Genomic DNA, 16,420 nt, shown 5'->3' with positions numbered 1-16,420 from the left:
ACCGAACATGAAGCGGGCACCCAGGTCCATGGCCGGACTGCTCACCGTGCTGCTGACCGGCATGGGGACCGTCTTTGCCCTCATTGGGGCGGCCTTCGTGGGACTGGGTGTGCCCGTGAAGGGGGGAAGCCCCTGGTTCTTCGTGACGCTGGGCCTCCTGTTTCTGGGAGCGTGCGGGGTGTGTGCCCTGGTCCAATCCCGGCAGCGGAGAGAACAAACGCGCCTGCGGGCGGAGGGCGTACCCCTGCCCGGGCGGGTGCTGGAGGTACAGCGCCACCCCTTTATCACCTGGAATGTGGATAATTTTGTCACCCTGCCCGGACAGCACTCCCCCTGGTCCGTCCGGTGCAGCTACACCCTGGACGGCAGAGAGTATACCGTAAGCAGTGGATTTTTGTGGCAGGAGCCCCTGGCGGACAGCCCCGGGCTCACCGTCTACGCCGACCCGGCCCGGCCCCACCGGGCCTGGATGGACCCGGATACCCTGCGGTACCGGTGGAACCCTTAGCGATTGAGAAAGGAAGAACAAGATGCAGCAAGGAAACCTGATTTTACGCAACGCCGCCCGAGATGAAGGCTACTGGGTCGGGGTGCTCCTGGCCACGGCCGTGCTGTGGTCCATCCTGGAGAAGAGCGCCACTGAGGACGCGCTGGCCGGAGCCACCTGTCTGCTGATTGTAGCGGCAATCGTCCTGCGCCTGACGCTGCTGCGCCGCTGGCACATTTACACGGTGGCCTGGACCCTGGACGATGAGAAGCTGACGGTGGGGACGCGGGTGGTGCCCCTGTCGGACATTGACTCGGTGGGGCTGAAGAACGGCACCTTCACCAAGGGCAGCCTCTACCTCATCATCAAGGGGCGGCAGACCATGCGCCTGGCTGCTCTGGTCCGGGGCAAGGAGCGGGATGCGTCTATCCTCAGCATCCGGGAGATGGGCTGGGCACTGAAGCAGACCATTGACCGCCTGGACGGCGCTGAGGAAGCGGAGGGGTAAGCCATGAAAAAGGGAACACTGACGCTCTACATCCCCGGACGGGAGGAGCTCTATTGGATGGCCGCCGTGGTGATCACCGGCCTTTGCTATATGGTGCTGCGGGAGCAGGGAATGGGCAGAACTGGTATTTATATCTCCGCCGGTGTGGCGGTGGTGCTCATCCTGCTGAAATTTACCCTGCTGCGCCGCTGGCACGTCCGCACCGTCAACTGGACCCTGGACGAGGAGCGGCTGATGCTGGGCGAGGAGGAGATTCCCCTCTCCTCCCTCACCAAGGTGTCCTGCCGCCAGGGCCGGGGCGGCCCGGACAGCTGGATTCTGGACCTGGTCAGCGGCCGCCGTCAGGTGCGCTGCTACTCCCTCATGAAGGGGAAGGATGCCCCCGCCTCCGCCAAGGCCATGCAGGAGCTGGCCCTGGCCCTGGACCCCAATTCGGTGGAACAGGCGGAGTAAAATAGGTCCGAATTGTAACATAACAAACGAAAATTACGGAATGTAGAGGAAAACCATGCCTAAGATTCAAGTATTGGACCCCCATGTGGCCGACCTCATCGCGGCCGGTGAGGTGGTGGAGCGCCCCGCCTCGGTGGCCAAGGAGCTCATGGAGAACGCCATTGACGCCGGAGCCTCCAAGGTGACGGTGGAGATTGCCCGGGGTGGAATGACCTTCCTGCGGGTGACCGACGACGGCCGGGGCATCCCCGCCGGGGAGCTGAAGACCGCCTTTCTCCGCCACGCCACCAGCAAGCTGCGCACGGAATATGACCTGGAGGCCATCGGCACCCTGGGCTTCCGGGGCGAGGCTCTGGCGGCCATCTCCGCGGTGAGCCGGGTGGAAGTCATGTCCCGCACGGCGGACAGCCCCCTGGGGGCCTCCCTGGCCCTGGAGGGGGGCGTGCCCGGTGAGGTGGAGGAGGCCGGCTGTCCCCTGGGCACCACCATGGTGGTGCGGGACCTCTTTTTCAATACCCCCGCCCGGCTGAAATTTGTGAAGAAGGACACCGCCGAGGGGGCGGCTGTCTTCTCCGTGGTCCAGCGGGTGGCCCTGTCCCACCCGGAGGTGAGCGTGAAGTTCATCCGGGACGGCAAGCAGGAGCTGCTGACCCCAGGGGACGGCCAGCTCAAGAGCGCCGTCTACGCCGTGCTGGGCCGGGAGCTGGCCCTGGGCTTCCGGGAGGTGAAGGCCGGGGGCGAGGACATGACCGTCACCGGCTTTGTGTCCATGCCCGCCTGCTGCCGGGCCAGCCGCAGCTGGCAGTTCTTCTTCGTCAATGGCCGCCAGGTGAAAAGCCCCATGATGGCTGCCGCCCTGGAGGAGGCCTATAAGAATCAGAAGATGGTGGGCCGGTTCCCCGGCTGTGTCCTCCATCTGGAGACCAAGCTGTCGGCGGTGGATGTGAACGTCCACCCGGCCAAGACGGAGGTGAAGTTCGGCAACGAGCGGCAGGTGTTTTCCGCCATCTACCACGCCGTTCTCTCCGCCCTGGAGGCCGACCGCTCCCGCCCCGCCCTCACTCTGGAGGGCAAGAACACCACCATTCAGGGCTTTGAGGGACGGGACACCGTCACCCACAACCAGACGGTGCTGGCTCCCAAAACCCAGGTGCGGAGCGGGGCTGCCACGGTGCAGGCGCCCTCCGCTTCCGTCCGTCCCGTGCCCCCTGCCGCTCCCGCCTGGAACAAGAGCGGGGAGCCGAAGAAAGCCAGTGCCTTGGGCAGCTGGGGCGTGGCCTCCCCCGCCCGGCCCCGGGTGGCCGAGCCTGTCCCCTCCCCTGCCCCGGTGAAGCAAATGGAGCCGGAGAAGAAGCCCGCCCCCGCGGTGGTAACCCCGGAGCCTGTCGCCCCGGTGAGCCGGAGGGTTGTCCCCGCGGCAGAGGCGGCCCCTGTGGAACAGAACGTCATGGAGCAGGCCGTCCCTGTGGAAAATATTCCGGTGGCGGAGACCGCGAAGGCGGAGCCGGCACCCGTTTTGGTGGAAGAGCCGGTAGTCCAGCCTGTCGCCGCTCCGGTGGAGACCGTAAGCCCCGCCGCCCCGGAGCAGCAGGCCATTTCCCAGGAGGCGGAGACCGCTTCGGAGCCCTGGCGGGTGGCCGGAGAGGTGCTGAACACCTACATTATTGTGGAGCAGGGAGAGCGGGTCTTCTTCATTGACAAGCACGCCGCCCACGAGCGGATGAATTTTGACCGCATGAAGGCCCAGGGCTACGACCCCATGGCCCAGACCCTGCTGACCCCGGTGGTGTGCCGCCTGGGTGCGGAGGAGCGGGAGGCTCTGCTGGCCCACCAGGAGCTGCTGGAGGAGTTCGGCTTTGACGTGGACGAGCTGGGCCGGGATCTGGCGGTGCGTCAGGCTCCCTTCGACGTGGAGGTGGGGGACATTGAGGCCACCCTGGAGGAGCTGGCCCGGAAGCTCATTACCACCGGGTCGGCCGACCCCGCCGCCGCCCGGGACGAGCTTTTGCACACCATGGCCTGCAAGGCGGCCATCAAGGGGGGCTGGAAGACCAGCGGACCGGAGCTGGAGCGGGTGGCCAAAGCGGTCATGGACGGTACCGTGAAGTACTGCCCCCACGGCCGGCCGGTGGCCATCGAGCTGACCAAAAAGGAGCTGGAGAAGCAGTTCAAGCGTGCCTAACCGCTTTCTTGAAAGAAAGCTTGGCAAAGAACTTTGTGCGAAACTTCGTTTCGCCTCTGCGCCCGCAGGGGTGTACTTTGCAGGGAAGAAACGGAATTGCCCGCCTGACGGCGTTTTCCGTAGGGGTGGATATGATCCGCCCGCTATATGTGGTTTGCACCCTGCGTTGTAGGGGCGGCCTGTGGCCGCCCGCCGAGCAAAGTGCCGCCCCGTTGCAGGGGTGGATGCCATCCGCCCGTCCAAAATTCTTTCCCCAAGGAGGAGACGTCCATGCTGGTGAACTGGAATGAATATCTGGCCCGGTATCAGCAGGCCCGGGGAGGCTGGTTCTTCGGGGGTGAGGACTGGAGCTGTGACGCACAGCTGGTGCTCCCCCAGGAGGGAAAGCACCCCCTGCTGGTGAATGTGTACGACGCCAACCTGGGCCGGGGCGAGGTACCCGCCCTGCGTGGGCGCACCATGGTGAAGCTGGCGCGGGACTATACCCTGCACATCCGGGCCAAGGGCCTGGTGGGCGGAGGGGTCAGCGGCGTGGCCGGACTGCTGGGCCGGGACATGGACTTCGGCTACCCGGAGGCCCTGGGAGGCAGAATGGTCACCACCAGCGACCGGGCCTTTACCAAGCTGGTGCTGGGCAGTCTGGAGCTGAGAAATTGCCTGGCCGGGCGGAAAAAGGAGTATCTGCGGGTCTACCCCTCCCCCGTTGGAGAGGGCTGGCACACCGTGGAGGCGGGGCCCGCCAATCTGGAGGGCACCGTGAAGGGGGGCAGCCCCTGGGTGAATGAGGCCATGCAGCAGAGCGGCTCCGGCCTTGACACAGAGGAGGCGTATCGGGCGGCCTACCCCCACTTTGAGGCGCAGATGGATGAATTTCTGGCCCTGCTCCGCTCCGCTGCCGACGCTTTGACCCGGTGGCCCATGCCGCCGGACGGAAAGGAGTAACGCCGTGTTCTGGAATACCGGCCTCTATTACTACTATCGGCTCCACGGCGGCACCTTTCTGGGCCTTTCCCAGGAGGACGAGCCCAACGCCACCCTCCTGCTCCCCGGAGAAAAGGGGGCGGTGGAGCTGTGTCCCGTTCTCCGGGGCTTCACCCGCTACAACACCAACTGGGACGCGGCGGCCCGGCTGTCCGTCACCCTGGAGCGGCCCTTCACCCTGCGGGTGAAGCCGGAAAACGACCTGCGGCCGGGGATGCGTCCCCTTCTCAAGGCCCTGGACGCGGGGGCGGAGCTGATGGAACTGGACACCCAGCTGTCCATGGACTATGGCTACCCCGAGCTTCGCAAGCGCCCCATCAAGGCCAGCGAGACCGCCTTTGCCAAGTGGATCTTTCAGAGCGAGGGCCTGCGGCAGCTGCTGAGCCGCATGCCCGACATGAGCATTCAGATTTGTCCCCTGGGCCCGGACAGCCGGGAGCACGTGGTGGCGGCCCGGATGCACATGGAGTGGCTGAATGAGCCTCAGTGGAGCGGGGAAGAGCTTACCCCCCAGCAGCAGGGGGAGCGCTGCCGGGATGCAGGGCTCTTTGACCAGCTGGACGCCCTGGTTTGCCTGGCCCGGGAGGCCGCCCGGGCGGTGACCCAGTGGCCCATGCCGGTGGAGACCAAGTAATTACCGGAAACGACGCGGTGGGCGGCTCTCCCCCATAAGGAGCCGCCCCGCGAGGGCTGAACGCCAGGCGCGACTGCTCTTGTAGGAGTACGGACCTGTTCAATAAGCATGGAACGACAGTGGGCGGCGCAGCAGAACGGTGTCCTGTTCTTTGCCCACGCCGGTTGGAGATATAAAGCCTCTTGGTGGCTCCCCCGTAAATAGACGGGGGTCCGGGGCGCGGCGGGATAGGGCATTGAAAATGCCCGTGAGCCGCCCCGGCGATTCTTTGGTTTCTTTCTCATCGATGAGAAAGAAACTCGCCCGCAGGCGAAATCCCCACGTACCCTGTTTCGTAACTTGACAAAGCGGGCGGATGATATCCGCCCCTACCCAAAAGAGAAAAACTGCCCGCAGCGGGCGGCCACAGGCCGCCCCTACGCAAAAAAAGAAAGCCCAAAGGCGAGGGAGACGGTTCCGTTTACAGAATCCTTTTCCTACGGGCGCAGAGGCGAAGCGCAGCTTCGCAGAAAGTTCTTTGCCAAGCTTTCTTTCAAGAAAGCGGGGAAAGCGGGAGGTGAGCGCATATGCCCCCAAAAATTTTAGTCATCACCGGCCCCACGGCCTCCGGCAAGACCGCTCTGGCGGTGGAGCTGGCCCTCCGCTTTGGCGGCGAGGTGGTGTCCGCCGACTCCATGCAGATCTACCGCCGCATGGACATCGGCACGGCCAAGCCAACCCGGGAGGAGATGCGGGGCGTGCCCCACCACATGCTGGACGTGGCCGACCCGGCGGAGGACTTCTCTGTGGCCCGGTATGTGGACCTGGCCGCCGCCTGTGTGGATGACATCCTCGCCCGGGGCAAGCTGCCCATTGTGGCGGGCGGCACGGGGCTCTATGTGGACTCCCTCCTCTCCGGGCGCACCTTCGCCGCCTTCGAGCCGGACAGCTCCCTGCGGGGCGAGCTGGAGGCCCGCTTTGACCAGGTTGGGGGCGAGGCTATGCTGGCTGAGCTTTCCAAGGTAGACCCCGACAGCGCTCAGCGTCTCCACCCCAACGACAAAAAGCGCATCGTCCGGGCCCTGGAGGTCTACCACACCACGGGCAAGACCATCACGGAGCACAACGAGGAGACCAAGACTATTCCGCCCCGGTACGACGCCCTCACCCTCACCCTGGCCTTCCGCCGCCGGGAGGACATGTGGGCGCGGATTGACCGGCGGGTGGATGTGATGATGGAGCAGGGCCTGGTGGCCGAGGTGGAGGAGCTGCTGGCCTCCGGGGTGCCGGAAAAATGCACCGCCATGCAGGCCATCGGCTACAAGGAGATGGCCGCCGCCCTCCGGGACGACGGGGACACCCTCCGGGCCGCGGAGGAAATCAAGCTGCGCTCCCGGCAGTACGCCAAGCGGCAGCTCACCTGGTTTCGCCGCAACGCCGCCGCCAAACCCATCCTGTGGGATACCCAGCCGGATTTTGAGGCGGCGTGTCAGGCTTCGACCGTTTTTATGGAAGAATTTGGTTTAGTATAGAGGCACTCAGCCAAGGGACAGGCTCTGTCCGGCGGCGTAAAGAAAAAGGAGTGCTACATATGCAGAAAACCAACAACCTTCAGGACATCTTCCTCACCCAGGCCCGCCGGGACCGGCGCAGCGTCACCATGTTCCTTATGAACGGCTTCCAGATGCGGGGCTACGTCACCGGCTTTGACGCCTTTACCGTGGTGCTCACCAGCGACGGCAAACAGCAGCTCATCTACAAGCACGCCATTTCCACCATCGTACCCGAGCGCCCCATTCCCCTGACCATGCCGGGGGAGAACACCTGAGCGGCTGCTTGCCGTCGGGCGCGGAAGCGCCCCGCGCGAAGCGCGTTCAGCCGCCGGGGCAATTCACTTGCCCCAAGGCAAAAATCCCGGGGCCCCATGAACGCCCGGGGGCGTTCATGGGAACAACAGCAGCTCATCTACAAGCACGCCATTTCCACCATCGTACCCGAGCGCCCCATTCCCCTGACCACGCCGGGAGAGGGCCAGCCATAACCCGCGGGGGGCTGTCCCCCGCCCGATAAAGAGAGAGAACCAATATGAAGCAAGGCAAACCTGTCATCACCGTTGTCATGGTGGCGCTGGCTGCGGCGCTGGCCATCTACTTCGGCTTTTATGTCTTTGATACCTTTAACGACCCCTTCTCCACCACCCTGGTCTACACCTACACCGTCAACGACAGTGTGGAGGCGGAGGGACTGCTGGTGCGGGAGGAGCAGGTGCTCCCCGCCCAGGACGGCATTGTAGAGCTCACCCGCAGCGAGGGCGAGAAGGTGGGCGTAGGCCAGACCGTGGCCATGATCTACCGGGACAGCCAGGCCCAGGACGACCAGGCCGCCCTGGAGGCCCTGGACCAGGAGATCGCCCTTTTGCAATACGCCGCCACCGAGAGCGGCGACGTGGAGTCCGCCGCCAAGCTGGACGAGGACATCCTCCAGGCGGTGGTGGACCTGCGGGCGTCGGTGGCGCTGGAGGATTACAGCCAGCTGGAGGACCAGGTGCTGGCGGTGAAGAGCCAAGTGCTCAAGCGGGGCTACACCTACGGCGAGGGACTGACCAGCGCGGACCTCTCCGCCCGGCTCCAGGAGCTGCGTACCCAGCGCTCCACCCTGTCCAGCCAGTCCGCCGCCGCCACAACCAAGGTGACCGCCTCCCAGTCGGGGATTTTCTCCTCCCTGGTGGACGGCTATGAGTCGGTGCTCACCCCCCAGAGCGTCTTCCAGCTCACCCCCTCCTCCCTCCAGGGCCTGCTGGACGGGGACGGTGTCACCGCCGGAAACGGACTGGGCAAGCTCATCTGCGGCTACCGCTGGTATTTTGCCGCCTCCTTGCCTGTGGACGTAACCGAGCGGATGAAGGAGGGCGGCACCGCCCAGGTGCGCTTCTCCGGCGACTTCACCCAGGATGTGGACATGACGGTGGAGCAGATTGGCCAGGAGGAGAATGGACAGCAGGTAGTGGTTTTTTCCTCCGACAAGTACCTGGCCCGCACCACCCTGCTGCGCAGCCAGAGTGTGGAAATTATCTTTGACAGCTGGTCCGGCCTGCGCATCCCCAAGGGGGCCCTGCGCATGGGGGCCTACCTAAACGAGGAGACCGGAGAGCGGGTAAGCAGCGACACCCTGGGCGTCTATGTGCTGCTGGGCGGAAAGGCCGAGTTCAAGACGGTGGAAGTGATCACCGAGGGCAGCGACTACTACGTGGTGGCGGCCACCGACACCAGCAGCAGCGCTCTGCGGGCCGGGGACGAGGTCATCACCCGGGCCACCGGCCTCTATGACGGCCAGCTGCTGGAATTCTGAGAACATAAACACAGCGAATCAAGAATGAAAAGATTGATTTAAGACCGAACACCAGAACCTTGGGACGGCGGGCGGATGCTGTCCGCCCCTGGGAAATGACGCCAGGCGGGCTGTAACCTGTTTTCCGTTTCAAGCCTGCCAGGCGGGCGCAGAGGCGAAGCGCAGCTTCGCACAAAGTTCTTTGCCAAGCTTTCTTTCAAGAAAGCGTGCGGGCGCAGAGGCGGAGCAAAGCTTCGCATAACGTTCTTTGCCGCGCTTTCTTTCAAGAAAGCGCGGAGGCCGAAGAAAGAGAGAAGGTAATTGTATGGACACCACAGAACTGAAGAAGCGGATTGAGACCGTTCAGGGGAAGATTGCCGCCGCCGCCCGGGCGGCGGGCCGGGACCCGGGGGAGATTACCCTGTGCGCCGCCACCAAGGTACAGACGGACGACACCATCCGCGCGGCCATTGCCGGAGGCATCACGGTGTGCGGAGAGAACCGGGTGCAGGAGATGACTGCCCACCTGGCCGCCGGAGCCTACGCGGGCGCCCGGCTCCACTTCATCGGCCACCTCCAGACCAACAAGGTGAACAAGGTGGTGGGCAAGGCGGAGCTCATCGAGTCGGTGGACTCCCTCCACCTGCTCCAGGCCATTGAGCACCAGGCGGAGAAGCTTGGCCTGCGGCAGGACATTCTGCTGGAGGTAAATATTGCCGGAGAAGAGAGCAAGGGCGGCTGTCTCGTTGGGGATCTGCCCCAGCTGGTGGAGGCGGCCCAGGCTATGAGCCATGTGCGTCTGCGGGGATTGATGGCAATTCCCCCGGTTTCCCACGAGCCCGGCGCCAACCGTCCATATTTCTCAGCCATGCGGCAGCTTTTTGTTGACATAAAGGAAAAAATGTCGGATAATCAAACTGATATGACTTGCCTGTCCATGGGCATGAGCGGCGACTATGAGGACGCCGTGGCGGAAGGCGCCACGCTGGTCCGGGTGGGTACCGCTCTGTTCGGGCCCCGTCCCCCCATGGGCGCCGCCCGGTAAGAGACAGGCCGGAGTGATACACAAAAGAAAAGAGGAACTAAGCTATGGGAATTTTGGACGAGTTCAAGCGCCTGGCCCATCCCTACGAGGATGAGGACGAGGAGGAGTTTGAGGACGACTTCGACGTATCCCCCCGTCCGGTGGAGCGCCGGGAGCGCAGCCGAAATACCGAGCCGGTATACAATAGCCCCGCCATGGAGGAGAACGAGCGCCGCAGCAACAAGGTGGTCAACATCCGCGCCGCCACCCAGCTGCAGGTCGTGCTGGTGAAGCCGGAGAAGTTTGAGGATGCCTCCGCCATCGCCGACCACCTGCGGGAGAAGCGCACCGTGGTGCTCAACCTGGAGTCCACCAACAAGGAGATTGCCCGCCGTCTGCTGGACTTCCTGTCCGGCGTGGCCTACGCCAACGAGGGCAAGATCAAGAAGGTCGCCATCTCCACCTACATCATCACGCCCTACAACGTGGACATTCTGGGCGATCTCATCGATGAGCTGGAGAACAACGGGCTCTACTTCTGAGAGAAGGGCCGCTGCGCCGGAGGCTGAGGAGAGAGACAAGGGGACCAGTGCGCCCCCTGCCGCGTGAGGCGGCCCGGCAGAGAGAGAAGGTGCAGGGGCGCGGCGGAACCGCCCGGAGGGGGTTCCACGGCGGCGCGTGCCCTGCCAAAACAAGGGGGTTTTTCGTATGCTTACACCACAGGAAGTATCCGAGCGCGCCTTTCAGAAGGCGTCCTTCGGCGGCTATAACATGTCCCAGGTGGACGAATTTCTGGACATTCTCACCGGGGACTACTCCACCTTATACAGCGAGAACGCCGTGCTGAAAAGCAAGATGAAGGTGCTGGTGGACAAGGTGGAGGAGTACCGCTCCACCGAGGAGGCCATGCGCAAGGCCCTCATGGCCGCCCAGCGGATGGCGGAGGACCTGGTGAAGGAGGCCGAGCAGAAGAAGGCCGACATCCTCAAGGAGGCGGAGGGCGAGGCCGTCCGCCGCAAGGAGGAGATCAGCCGGGAGCTGCAGGCGGAGGAATACCGTCTGCAGGAGGCCCAGAAGGCCACCGCCGCCATGGTGGCGAAGATCCGTGCCCTCACCCAGCAGCAGGCTTCCTTCCTGGACCAGCTGGAACAGCTGTGCCCGCCCCAGCAGGAGGTGCAGGAGGACCCGGTGGAAGAGGCCGTGGAGGAGATTGACGACAGCGTACAGCGTCTGCTCCAGCAGGCCATGATGGACGCCACCGCCGAGAACCTGAAGGCCCGCCAGGAGGAGACCCGGGAGGAGCCTGAGGATCTGAGCGACACGGCGGAGTTTGACCCCGTGGAGGTTCCCGAGCAGGAGGACGAGGAGGAAGAGGACGAGCCGGTGCGGGGCAGCCGCATTGACTTCGGCACCCTCCAGTTCGGCCGGGACTACGAAATTAAGTAAGAAGCGCAGCTGCGCTTGCTTGTACCATCAAAATGGCCGCTGCGGCGGCCATTTTTTTATTCTCACCGCCCATAATGGCGGAAGAAGGAGGGAACTTGCCGTGATAGAAACTGAACGTCTGCTGCTGCGTCCCTGGGAGGACAAGGACGCAGAGGACCTGTACCGCTATGCCAGCTCGCCCCTGGTGGGGCCCGCGGCCGGCTGGCCGGTACACACCAGTGTGGAAAACAGCCTGGAAATTATCCACGGCGTGCTGTCCGCCCCCGAGACCTATGCCGTGGTCCTCAAATCCACAAACCGTCCCGTAGGCAGCGTGGGGCTGATGGTAGGGGCGGCCAGCAACATCGGCCTGCCCGACACCCAGGGGGAGCTGGGCTACTGGATTGGGGTCCCCTACTGGGGACAGGGCCTCATCCCCGAGGCGTCCCGGGCACTGCTGCGCCGGGGCTTTGAGGAGCTGGGGCTGGAGGCAATCTGGTGCGGCCACTTTGACGGCAACGAGAAGTCCCGCCGGGTGCAGGAGAAGTGCGGCTTTGTCTACCAGTACACCCGGGAAAACGTGCCCTGCTCCATGCTGGACGAGACGCGCACCGAGCATATCAGCGTCCTCACCCGGGCGGACTGGGCCCGGCAGCAGAAAGAGACGGAATACAGGGGTTAGAACCTGCGGTGAGCAACGGACCGGGCGCTGCCTTGCTGCGGGCCCATAAAACATTGCCCCCTGCGGCGGAGTTTCCGTGACCGAGTCGGGCGGATGGTATCCGCCCCTACGGAAACGGGATACGGCGGGCGGAGGGTATCCGCCCCTACATTGCGTGACGGGCTGATAAGATATCGCCCCTTGCGGCGGAGGTTCCATAACCGGATTGGGCGGATGATATCCGCCCCTACATTGCGTGACGGGCTGATAAGATATCGCCCCTTGCGGCGGAGGTTCCATAACCGGATTGGGCGGATGATATCCGCCCCTACGGAACTGTGGAAAGCCCGAAGGCGAGGAGGAGAGCTGCGTCTACCCCAACCTTTCCTTACGGGCGCAGAGGCGAAGCGGAGCTTCGCAGGAAGTTCTTTTCCCCGCTTTCTTTCAAGAAAGCGGGGGCGGTTTTTCTTGCCTTTTCTTCCACCGAAGGGTATAATGACAACAATACCGGGGGTGTCTTGTCACCCCCTTTTCTTGAAGGAGGTCTCCTCTGCAATGAAAGCGAAGACCAACATGACCATGCTCTGTGACTTTTACGAGCTGACCATGGCCAACGGCTATTTTCAGACCGGGCTGAAGGACCGGATCTGCTACTTTGACGTGTTTTACCGCTCCGTCCCCGACAACGGGGGCTTTTCCCTGGCCGCGGGCCTTGCCCAGGTGGTGGAGTACATCCAGGAGCTGTGCTTTGACCAGGAGGATGTGGACTACCTGCGCTCCAAGGGCTGCTTCAGCGAGGACTTCCTGACCTTCCTGAAGGACTTCCGCTTCACCGGCGACATCTGGGCCGTGCCCGAGGGCACCCCCATCTTCCCCGGCGAGCCCATCCTCACCGTCCGGGCCCCCGCCATCCAGGCCCAGTTTGTGGAGACCTTCATCCTCCTCACCCTGAACCACCAGTCCCTCATCGCCACCAAGTCCAACCGCATCGTCCGGGCCGCCGAGGGCCGGCCCGTGGCCGAGTTCGGATCCCGCCGGGCCCAGGGCTCCGACGGCGCCCTGCTGGGCGCCCGGGCCAGCTACATTGCCGGCTGCTCCGCCACCGCCTGCACCATGGCCGACCAGCGCTACGGCTCTCCCGCCACCGGCACCATGGCCCACTCCTGGGTGCAGATGTTCCCCGACGAGTATACCGCCTTCAAGACCTACTGCGAGCTCTACCCCACCAACGCTACCCTGCTGGTGGACACCTATAACGTGCTGAAGTCCGGCGTGCCCAACGCCATCCGGGCGTTTAAAGAGGTCCTTCTCCCCAGGGGCATCACCAAGTGCGGCATCCGCCTGGATTCCGGCGACCTCACCTACCTGTCCCAGAAGGCCCGGAAGATGCTGGATGACGCCGGCCTCACCGAGTGCAAGATTGTGGCCTCCAACGCCCTGGACGAGTACATCATCCGGGACCTGGTGCGCCAGGGCGCCCGCATTGACTCCTTCGGCGTGGGCGAGCGGCTCATTACCTCCCGGTCTGAGCCCGTCTTCGGCGGGGTCTATAAGCTGGCCGCCATCGAGGACGACCAGGGCAACATCATCCCCAAGATTAAGGTCAGCGAAAACCCGGCCAAAATTACTACCCCCCACTTCAAGAAGGTGTACCGCATCTTCTCCAAGGACACCGGCAAGGCGGAGGCCGACCTCATCTGCGTCCATGACGAGCAGATTGACTTTGACCAGCCCCTGGAGCTCTTTGACCCGGATGCCACCTGGAAGCGGAAGGTCTTTACCAACGTGGAGGCCCGGGAGCTGATGGTGCCCATCTTCCAGGGAGGCAAGCTGGTGTACGAGGTGCCCGACCTGCAGACCAGCCGCGCCTACTGCCAGCGGCAGGTGGACTCCCTGTGGGACGAGGTGAAGCGCTTCGAAAATCCCCACAACTACTATGTGGATCTCTCCCAGAAGCTGTGGAACATCAAGCACGATCTGCTCAACTCCCACGAAATGTGAGTAAATTTCAGTAAAAAAGCGGACCCGCTTTGGCGGGTCCGCTTTTTTCTGCTCAGTCGTGCTTCAGGTTGCGCAGGTGGAGGTAGACGGTGTTCTTGGAGATACCCAGCCGGTCAGCCACCTGAATGACCGCGTCCTTGATGTTGAACACCCCCTGCTCGTAGAGCAGGCGGACGATCTCCTTGTTGCGGTTGACGGAGGCCACCTCGGGGGAGGCGTACACCTGCTGGCGGGCCTTCTCCAGGGAAACGGAGATGACGTCCTCAATGTCCGCGTTGAAGCGCTCCGTCTCCTTGGGTGGGGCGGAGGGAACGGTCTGGGGGAACAGCCCGGCTACAAACTGGGAGAGAGGCATGTCACACTGAAAATTCATGCACACCAGCCCGATGATCCGCCCCTTCTCCCCTACCACGGGGATTGTGGTGGATTTCAGCGGGCGGCCGTCCTTGTGGTTGAAGTAGACCATGGCCTGGGGGGTCTGCTTGGTCTGGATATCGTGGAGCATGGTGAGGGCCAAGTCCGTAATGGGGGCGCCCACCGTGCGCTGGGTATAGTGGCCGTTGATAATTTTAATGACCGAGTGGCTCAGGTCCTCCAGGCTGTGCAGGACGATCTCATAGCCGTCCCCCAGATAGAGGGCCAGCCCATCCAGCATGGTCTCATAGGAGGCCAGAATTGCCCGGTCCGTTTTTGTCAATGTCAATTCTTCCGCTCTCATTCTGAATCCTTCCCGCGTGTTCAAGAAATGTTTTTTTTATTATAGCGAAAAAATTTTCCAGCCGCAACGGCTGAATGAAAAAAAGTTTTGTGAATGAATAAAATACTATTGACTAAATAAAATTTTATTACTATAATGGTGGTACGCTAGCCGGCTAAAGAAAAGAGGAATGATTATGGAAAAAATTCATACCAGCAAGGCGCCTGCCGCCGTTGGACCCTATTCTCAGGGCATTGCCCTGGGACAGTTGATTTTTACCTCCGGTCAAATCCCCGTGGACCCGGAGAGCGGCAGCATTCCCCAGGGCATTGAGGCCCAGGCTCATCAGGCCTGTAAAAATGTGGCCGCGGTGCTGGCAGAGGGCGGAAGCAGTCTGGACCAGGTGATCAAGACCACCTGCTTCCTGGCGGACATGGGGGATTTTGGGGCCTTCAACGCCGTATATGAGGAGTACTTCACCCAGAAGCCCGCCCGATCCTGCGTGGCCGTGCGGGAGCTGCCAAAGGGCGTGCTGTGCGAGATTGAGGCAATTGCCTGCGTCTGAGTGGAAGCAGGCGCGTAGAGAAGCGGGAACTTATTCTGAGTAAGGGGGACATTGACATGAGAAAAAAGAGAGAACTTACCGCAGGCCTGGCACTGTTCGGATTTTTTGCTCCTTTGGTTGTACTTCTGATACTCATTTTCCTTGGGGTCAGCATTATGCTGGGCCTGACAGCAGCCATCTGCGTGGAGGGACTGTTTGGCATTTTCCTGGGCTATACCTGGGAGGAGCTGGAGGAATCGGCCATGAAAGGAATTGGCCGGGTGAACCAGACCGTTATTGTCATGATTCTGATTGGTATGCTCATAGGCGTATGGATTTCTGCCGGCAGTGTCCAGACTATGCTTTATTACGGCGTAAATCTGATCAATCCCAAGCTGTTTTTGCCGGTAGCGTTTATTATTTGTATTATTACCTCTATCGTCACAGGTACCTCCTGGGGCACGGCTGGAACCATGGGCATCGCGCTCATCGGCATCGCCCAGGGCCTGGGGGTACCGGTGGAGATGGCTGCCGGCGCCATTATCTCGGGCGCCCTGGTGGGTGATAAGCTCTCGCCGCTTTCGGATACGACCCTTCTGGCCTCTGCCACCTCGGGGGTTAAGCTGTTTGATCACATTGTGTCCCTGCTGTATGTGACAGTGCCGGCCTCCATCATTGCGATTGTGGTCTATGGGGCGCTTGGGCTGCGCTACGGCAGTGGAGAGGCGGATCTCTCTGCGGTGAAAGTGCTCTCCGACAGCCTGCTGGGGTCGTGCAACGTGGGCATCCTTATGCTGGTGCCGCTGCTTTTTGTACTGGTGCTTTCCGCCATGAAGAAGCCCACCATTCCTGTGTTTGCGGGCGGATTGGTGCTGGGCTGCGTATGGGCCATGGTGTTCCAGGGGGCGTCTCTCGACGGTGTGATTACCGCGGCCATCAGCGGCTTTGTGAGCAATACGGGCAACGCCGATGTGGACAAGCTGCTCTCCAGAGGCGGCGCGCTGGGTATGGCGGAGACCATTTTCCTGTGTATCGGCGCGGGCATGTTTTCCGGCGTCTTTGAGCGCACCGGCGTGCTGCACCGGCTGATGGACAGCCTGTGCAAGGTGGTCAAATCTGTGGGCGGCCTGGTGCTGTCCCTTACGGTGACGGGAATTGCGCTGATGTTTGGCGGTGCGGGACAGTCCTGTACCCTCAGCCTGCCGGCCATCGCTTTCCGGGACGCCTTTGATGACATGGACGTCAATCCCTGTGTCATGTCCCGGACACTGGAGTGTACCGGAACGGTCCTGGGCTCCATTGTTCCCTGGGATGCGTCTGCCATCCTTTATACCGGGCTGTTTGGCGTATCGGTGATACAGTATCTGCCCTTCAATCTGCTGGCCATCCTTTCCCCTGTTTTGGCGGTGGTTACAGCCTACGTCGGATTTGGTGTATTCAAAAGTGATGAAGCGGTACACCTGACGCTTAAGCGCAAGAAATATGACAAGCAGACCGGAAAACCTGTCTAAGGAGTG

The 16,420-nt window shown here is 62.6% G+C and carries 18 protein-coding genes; 17 read left to right on the top strand and 1 reads right to left on the bottom strand.

The features are described 5' to 3' along the window. Positions 1–7: 7 nt before the first annotated feature. The 15 genes from AC3YUO_RS04790 (at position 8) to AC3YUO_RS04720 (ending at position 13,662) form a co-directional block, all read left to right on the top strand. Positions 8–508 (top strand): DUF3592 domain-containing protein, encoded by a 501-nt coding sequence (locus AC3YUO_RS04790; protein ID WP_489961895.1) that lies wholly within the window; start codon positions 8–10, stop codon positions 506–508. A 22-nt stretch (positions 509–530) separates the two neighbouring features. Next, complete coding sequence (locus AC3YUO_RS04785; protein ID WP_489961894.1) at positions 531–995, top strand: hypothetical protein; 465 nt, start codon at positions 531–533, stop codon at positions 993–995. A 3-nt stretch (positions 996–998) separates the two neighbouring features. After that, positions 999–1,448 (top strand): hypothetical protein, encoded by a 450-nt coding sequence (locus AC3YUO_RS04780; protein WP_489961893.1) that lies wholly within the window; start codon positions 999–1,001, stop codon positions 1,446–1,448. Between the two features lie 55 nt (positions 1,449–1,503). Beyond that, positions 1,504–3,630, top strand: coding sequence for a DNA mismatch repair endonuclease MutL (mutL, locus tag AC3YUO_RS04775; protein ID WP_489961892.1), 2,127 nt, complete (start codon positions 1,504–1,506; stop codon positions 3,628–3,630). A 270-nt stretch (positions 3,631–3,900) separates the two neighbouring features. Then, positions 3,901–4,572: a hypothetical protein gene (locus AC3YUO_RS04770; RefSeq protein ID WP_489961891.1), complete on the top strand. Its 672-nt coding sequence runs from the start codon at positions 3,901–3,903 to the stop codon at positions 4,570–4,572. Positions 4,573–4,576: 4 nt separating this feature from the next. After that, positions 4,577–5,245: a hypothetical protein gene (locus AC3YUO_RS04765; RefSeq protein ID WP_489961890.1), complete on the top strand. Its 669-nt coding sequence runs from the start codon at positions 4,577–4,579 to the stop codon at positions 5,243–5,245. Between the two features lie 566 nt (positions 5,246–5,811). Next, positions 5,812–6,756 (top strand): tRNA (adenosine(37)-N6)-dimethylallyltransferase MiaA, encoded by a 945-nt coding sequence (gene miaA / locus AC3YUO_RS04760; RefSeq protein WP_489961889.1) that lies wholly within the window; start codon positions 5,812–5,814, stop codon positions 6,754–6,756. Positions 6,757–6,815: 59 nt separating this feature from the next. Next, positions 6,816–7,052 (top strand): RNA chaperone Hfq, encoded by a 237-nt coding sequence (hfq, locus tag AC3YUO_RS04755; protein ID WP_489961888.1) that lies wholly within the window; start codon positions 6,816–6,818, stop codon positions 7,050–7,052. A 96-nt stretch (positions 7,053–7,148) separates the two neighbouring features. After that, entirely contained in the window at positions 7,149–7,265 is a 117-nt protein-coding gene (locus AC3YUO_RS04750; RefSeq protein ID WP_489961887.1) for an RNA chaperone Hfq, read from the top strand. A 44-nt stretch (positions 7,266–7,309) separates the two neighbouring features. Beyond that, positions 7,310–8,572, top strand: coding sequence for a biotin/lipoyl attachment domain-containing protein (locus AC3YUO_RS04745; protein WP_489961886.1), 1,263 nt, complete (start codon positions 7,310–7,312; stop codon positions 8,570–8,572). Between the two features lie 304 nt (positions 8,573–8,876). Further along, the gene (locus AC3YUO_RS04740) at positions 8,877–9,596 is read left to right on the top strand and encodes a YggS family pyridoxal phosphate-dependent enzyme (RefSeq protein WP_489961885.1); all 720 of its coding nucleotides are present in this window, start codon (positions 8,877–8,879) and stop codon (positions 9,594–9,596) included. Positions 9,597–9,640: 44 nt separating this feature from the next. Beyond that, a complete protein-coding gene (locus AC3YUO_RS04735) occupies positions 9,641–10,117 on the top strand; it encodes a cell division protein SepF (protein ID WP_489961884.1) in 477 nt (158 codons plus the stop codon). Between the two features lie 166 nt (positions 10,118–10,283). Beyond that, the gene (locus tag AC3YUO_RS04730) at positions 10,284–11,021 is read left to right on the top strand and encodes a DivIVA domain-containing protein (RefSeq protein ID WP_489961883.1); all 738 of its coding nucleotides are present in this window, start codon (positions 10,284–10,286) and stop codon (positions 11,019–11,021) included. A gap of 100 nt (positions 11,022–11,121) precedes the next feature. Next, on the top strand, positions 11,122–11,682 hold the full coding sequence (locus AC3YUO_RS04725) for a GNAT family N-acetyltransferase (protein WP_489961882.1): 561 nt from the start codon (positions 11,122–11,124) through the stop codon (positions 11,680–11,682). 534 nt (positions 11,683–12,216) lie between these two features. Beyond that, positions 12,217–13,662 carry a nicotinate phosphoribosyltransferase gene (locus AC3YUO_RS04720; protein ID WP_489961881.1) on the top strand — a complete coding sequence of 482 codons (1,446 nt, stop codon included), beginning with the start codon at positions 12,217–12,219 and terminating at the stop codon, positions 13,660–13,662. Positions 13,663–13,714: 52 nt separating this feature from the next. On the opposite strand, the gene AC3YUO_RS04715 is transcribed toward AC3YUO_RS04720, so the two are convergent. Continuing rightward, positions 13,715–14,380, bottom strand: a complete 666-nt coding sequence (locus tag AC3YUO_RS04715; protein WP_489961880.1) for a helix-turn-helix transcriptional regulator — start codon at positions 14,378–14,380, stop codon at positions 13,715–13,717. A 175-nt stretch (positions 14,381–14,555) separates the two neighbouring features. On the opposite strand from AC3YUO_RS04715, the gene AC3YUO_RS04710 reads away from it, so the two are divergent. Beyond that, positions 14,556–14,924, top strand: a complete 369-nt coding sequence (locus tag AC3YUO_RS04710) for a RidA family protein (protein ID WP_489961879.1) — start codon at positions 14,556–14,558, stop codon at positions 14,922–14,924. Between the two features lie 56 nt (positions 14,925–14,980). Continuing rightward, positions 14,981–16,414, top strand: a complete 1,434-nt coding sequence (gene nhaC / locus AC3YUO_RS04705; protein ID WP_489961878.1) for a Na+/H+ antiporter NhaC — start codon at positions 14,981–14,983, stop codon at positions 16,412–16,414. The last annotated feature ends 6 nt before the right edge of the window (positions 16,415–16,420 follow it).

It is taken from the genome of Pseudoflavonifractor sp. HNCC25GI2, assembly GCF_058136395.1.
The sequence above is the reverse complement of the archived record's forward strand: the minus strand, read 5'-3'. Positions and strand labels throughout refer to the sequence as shown.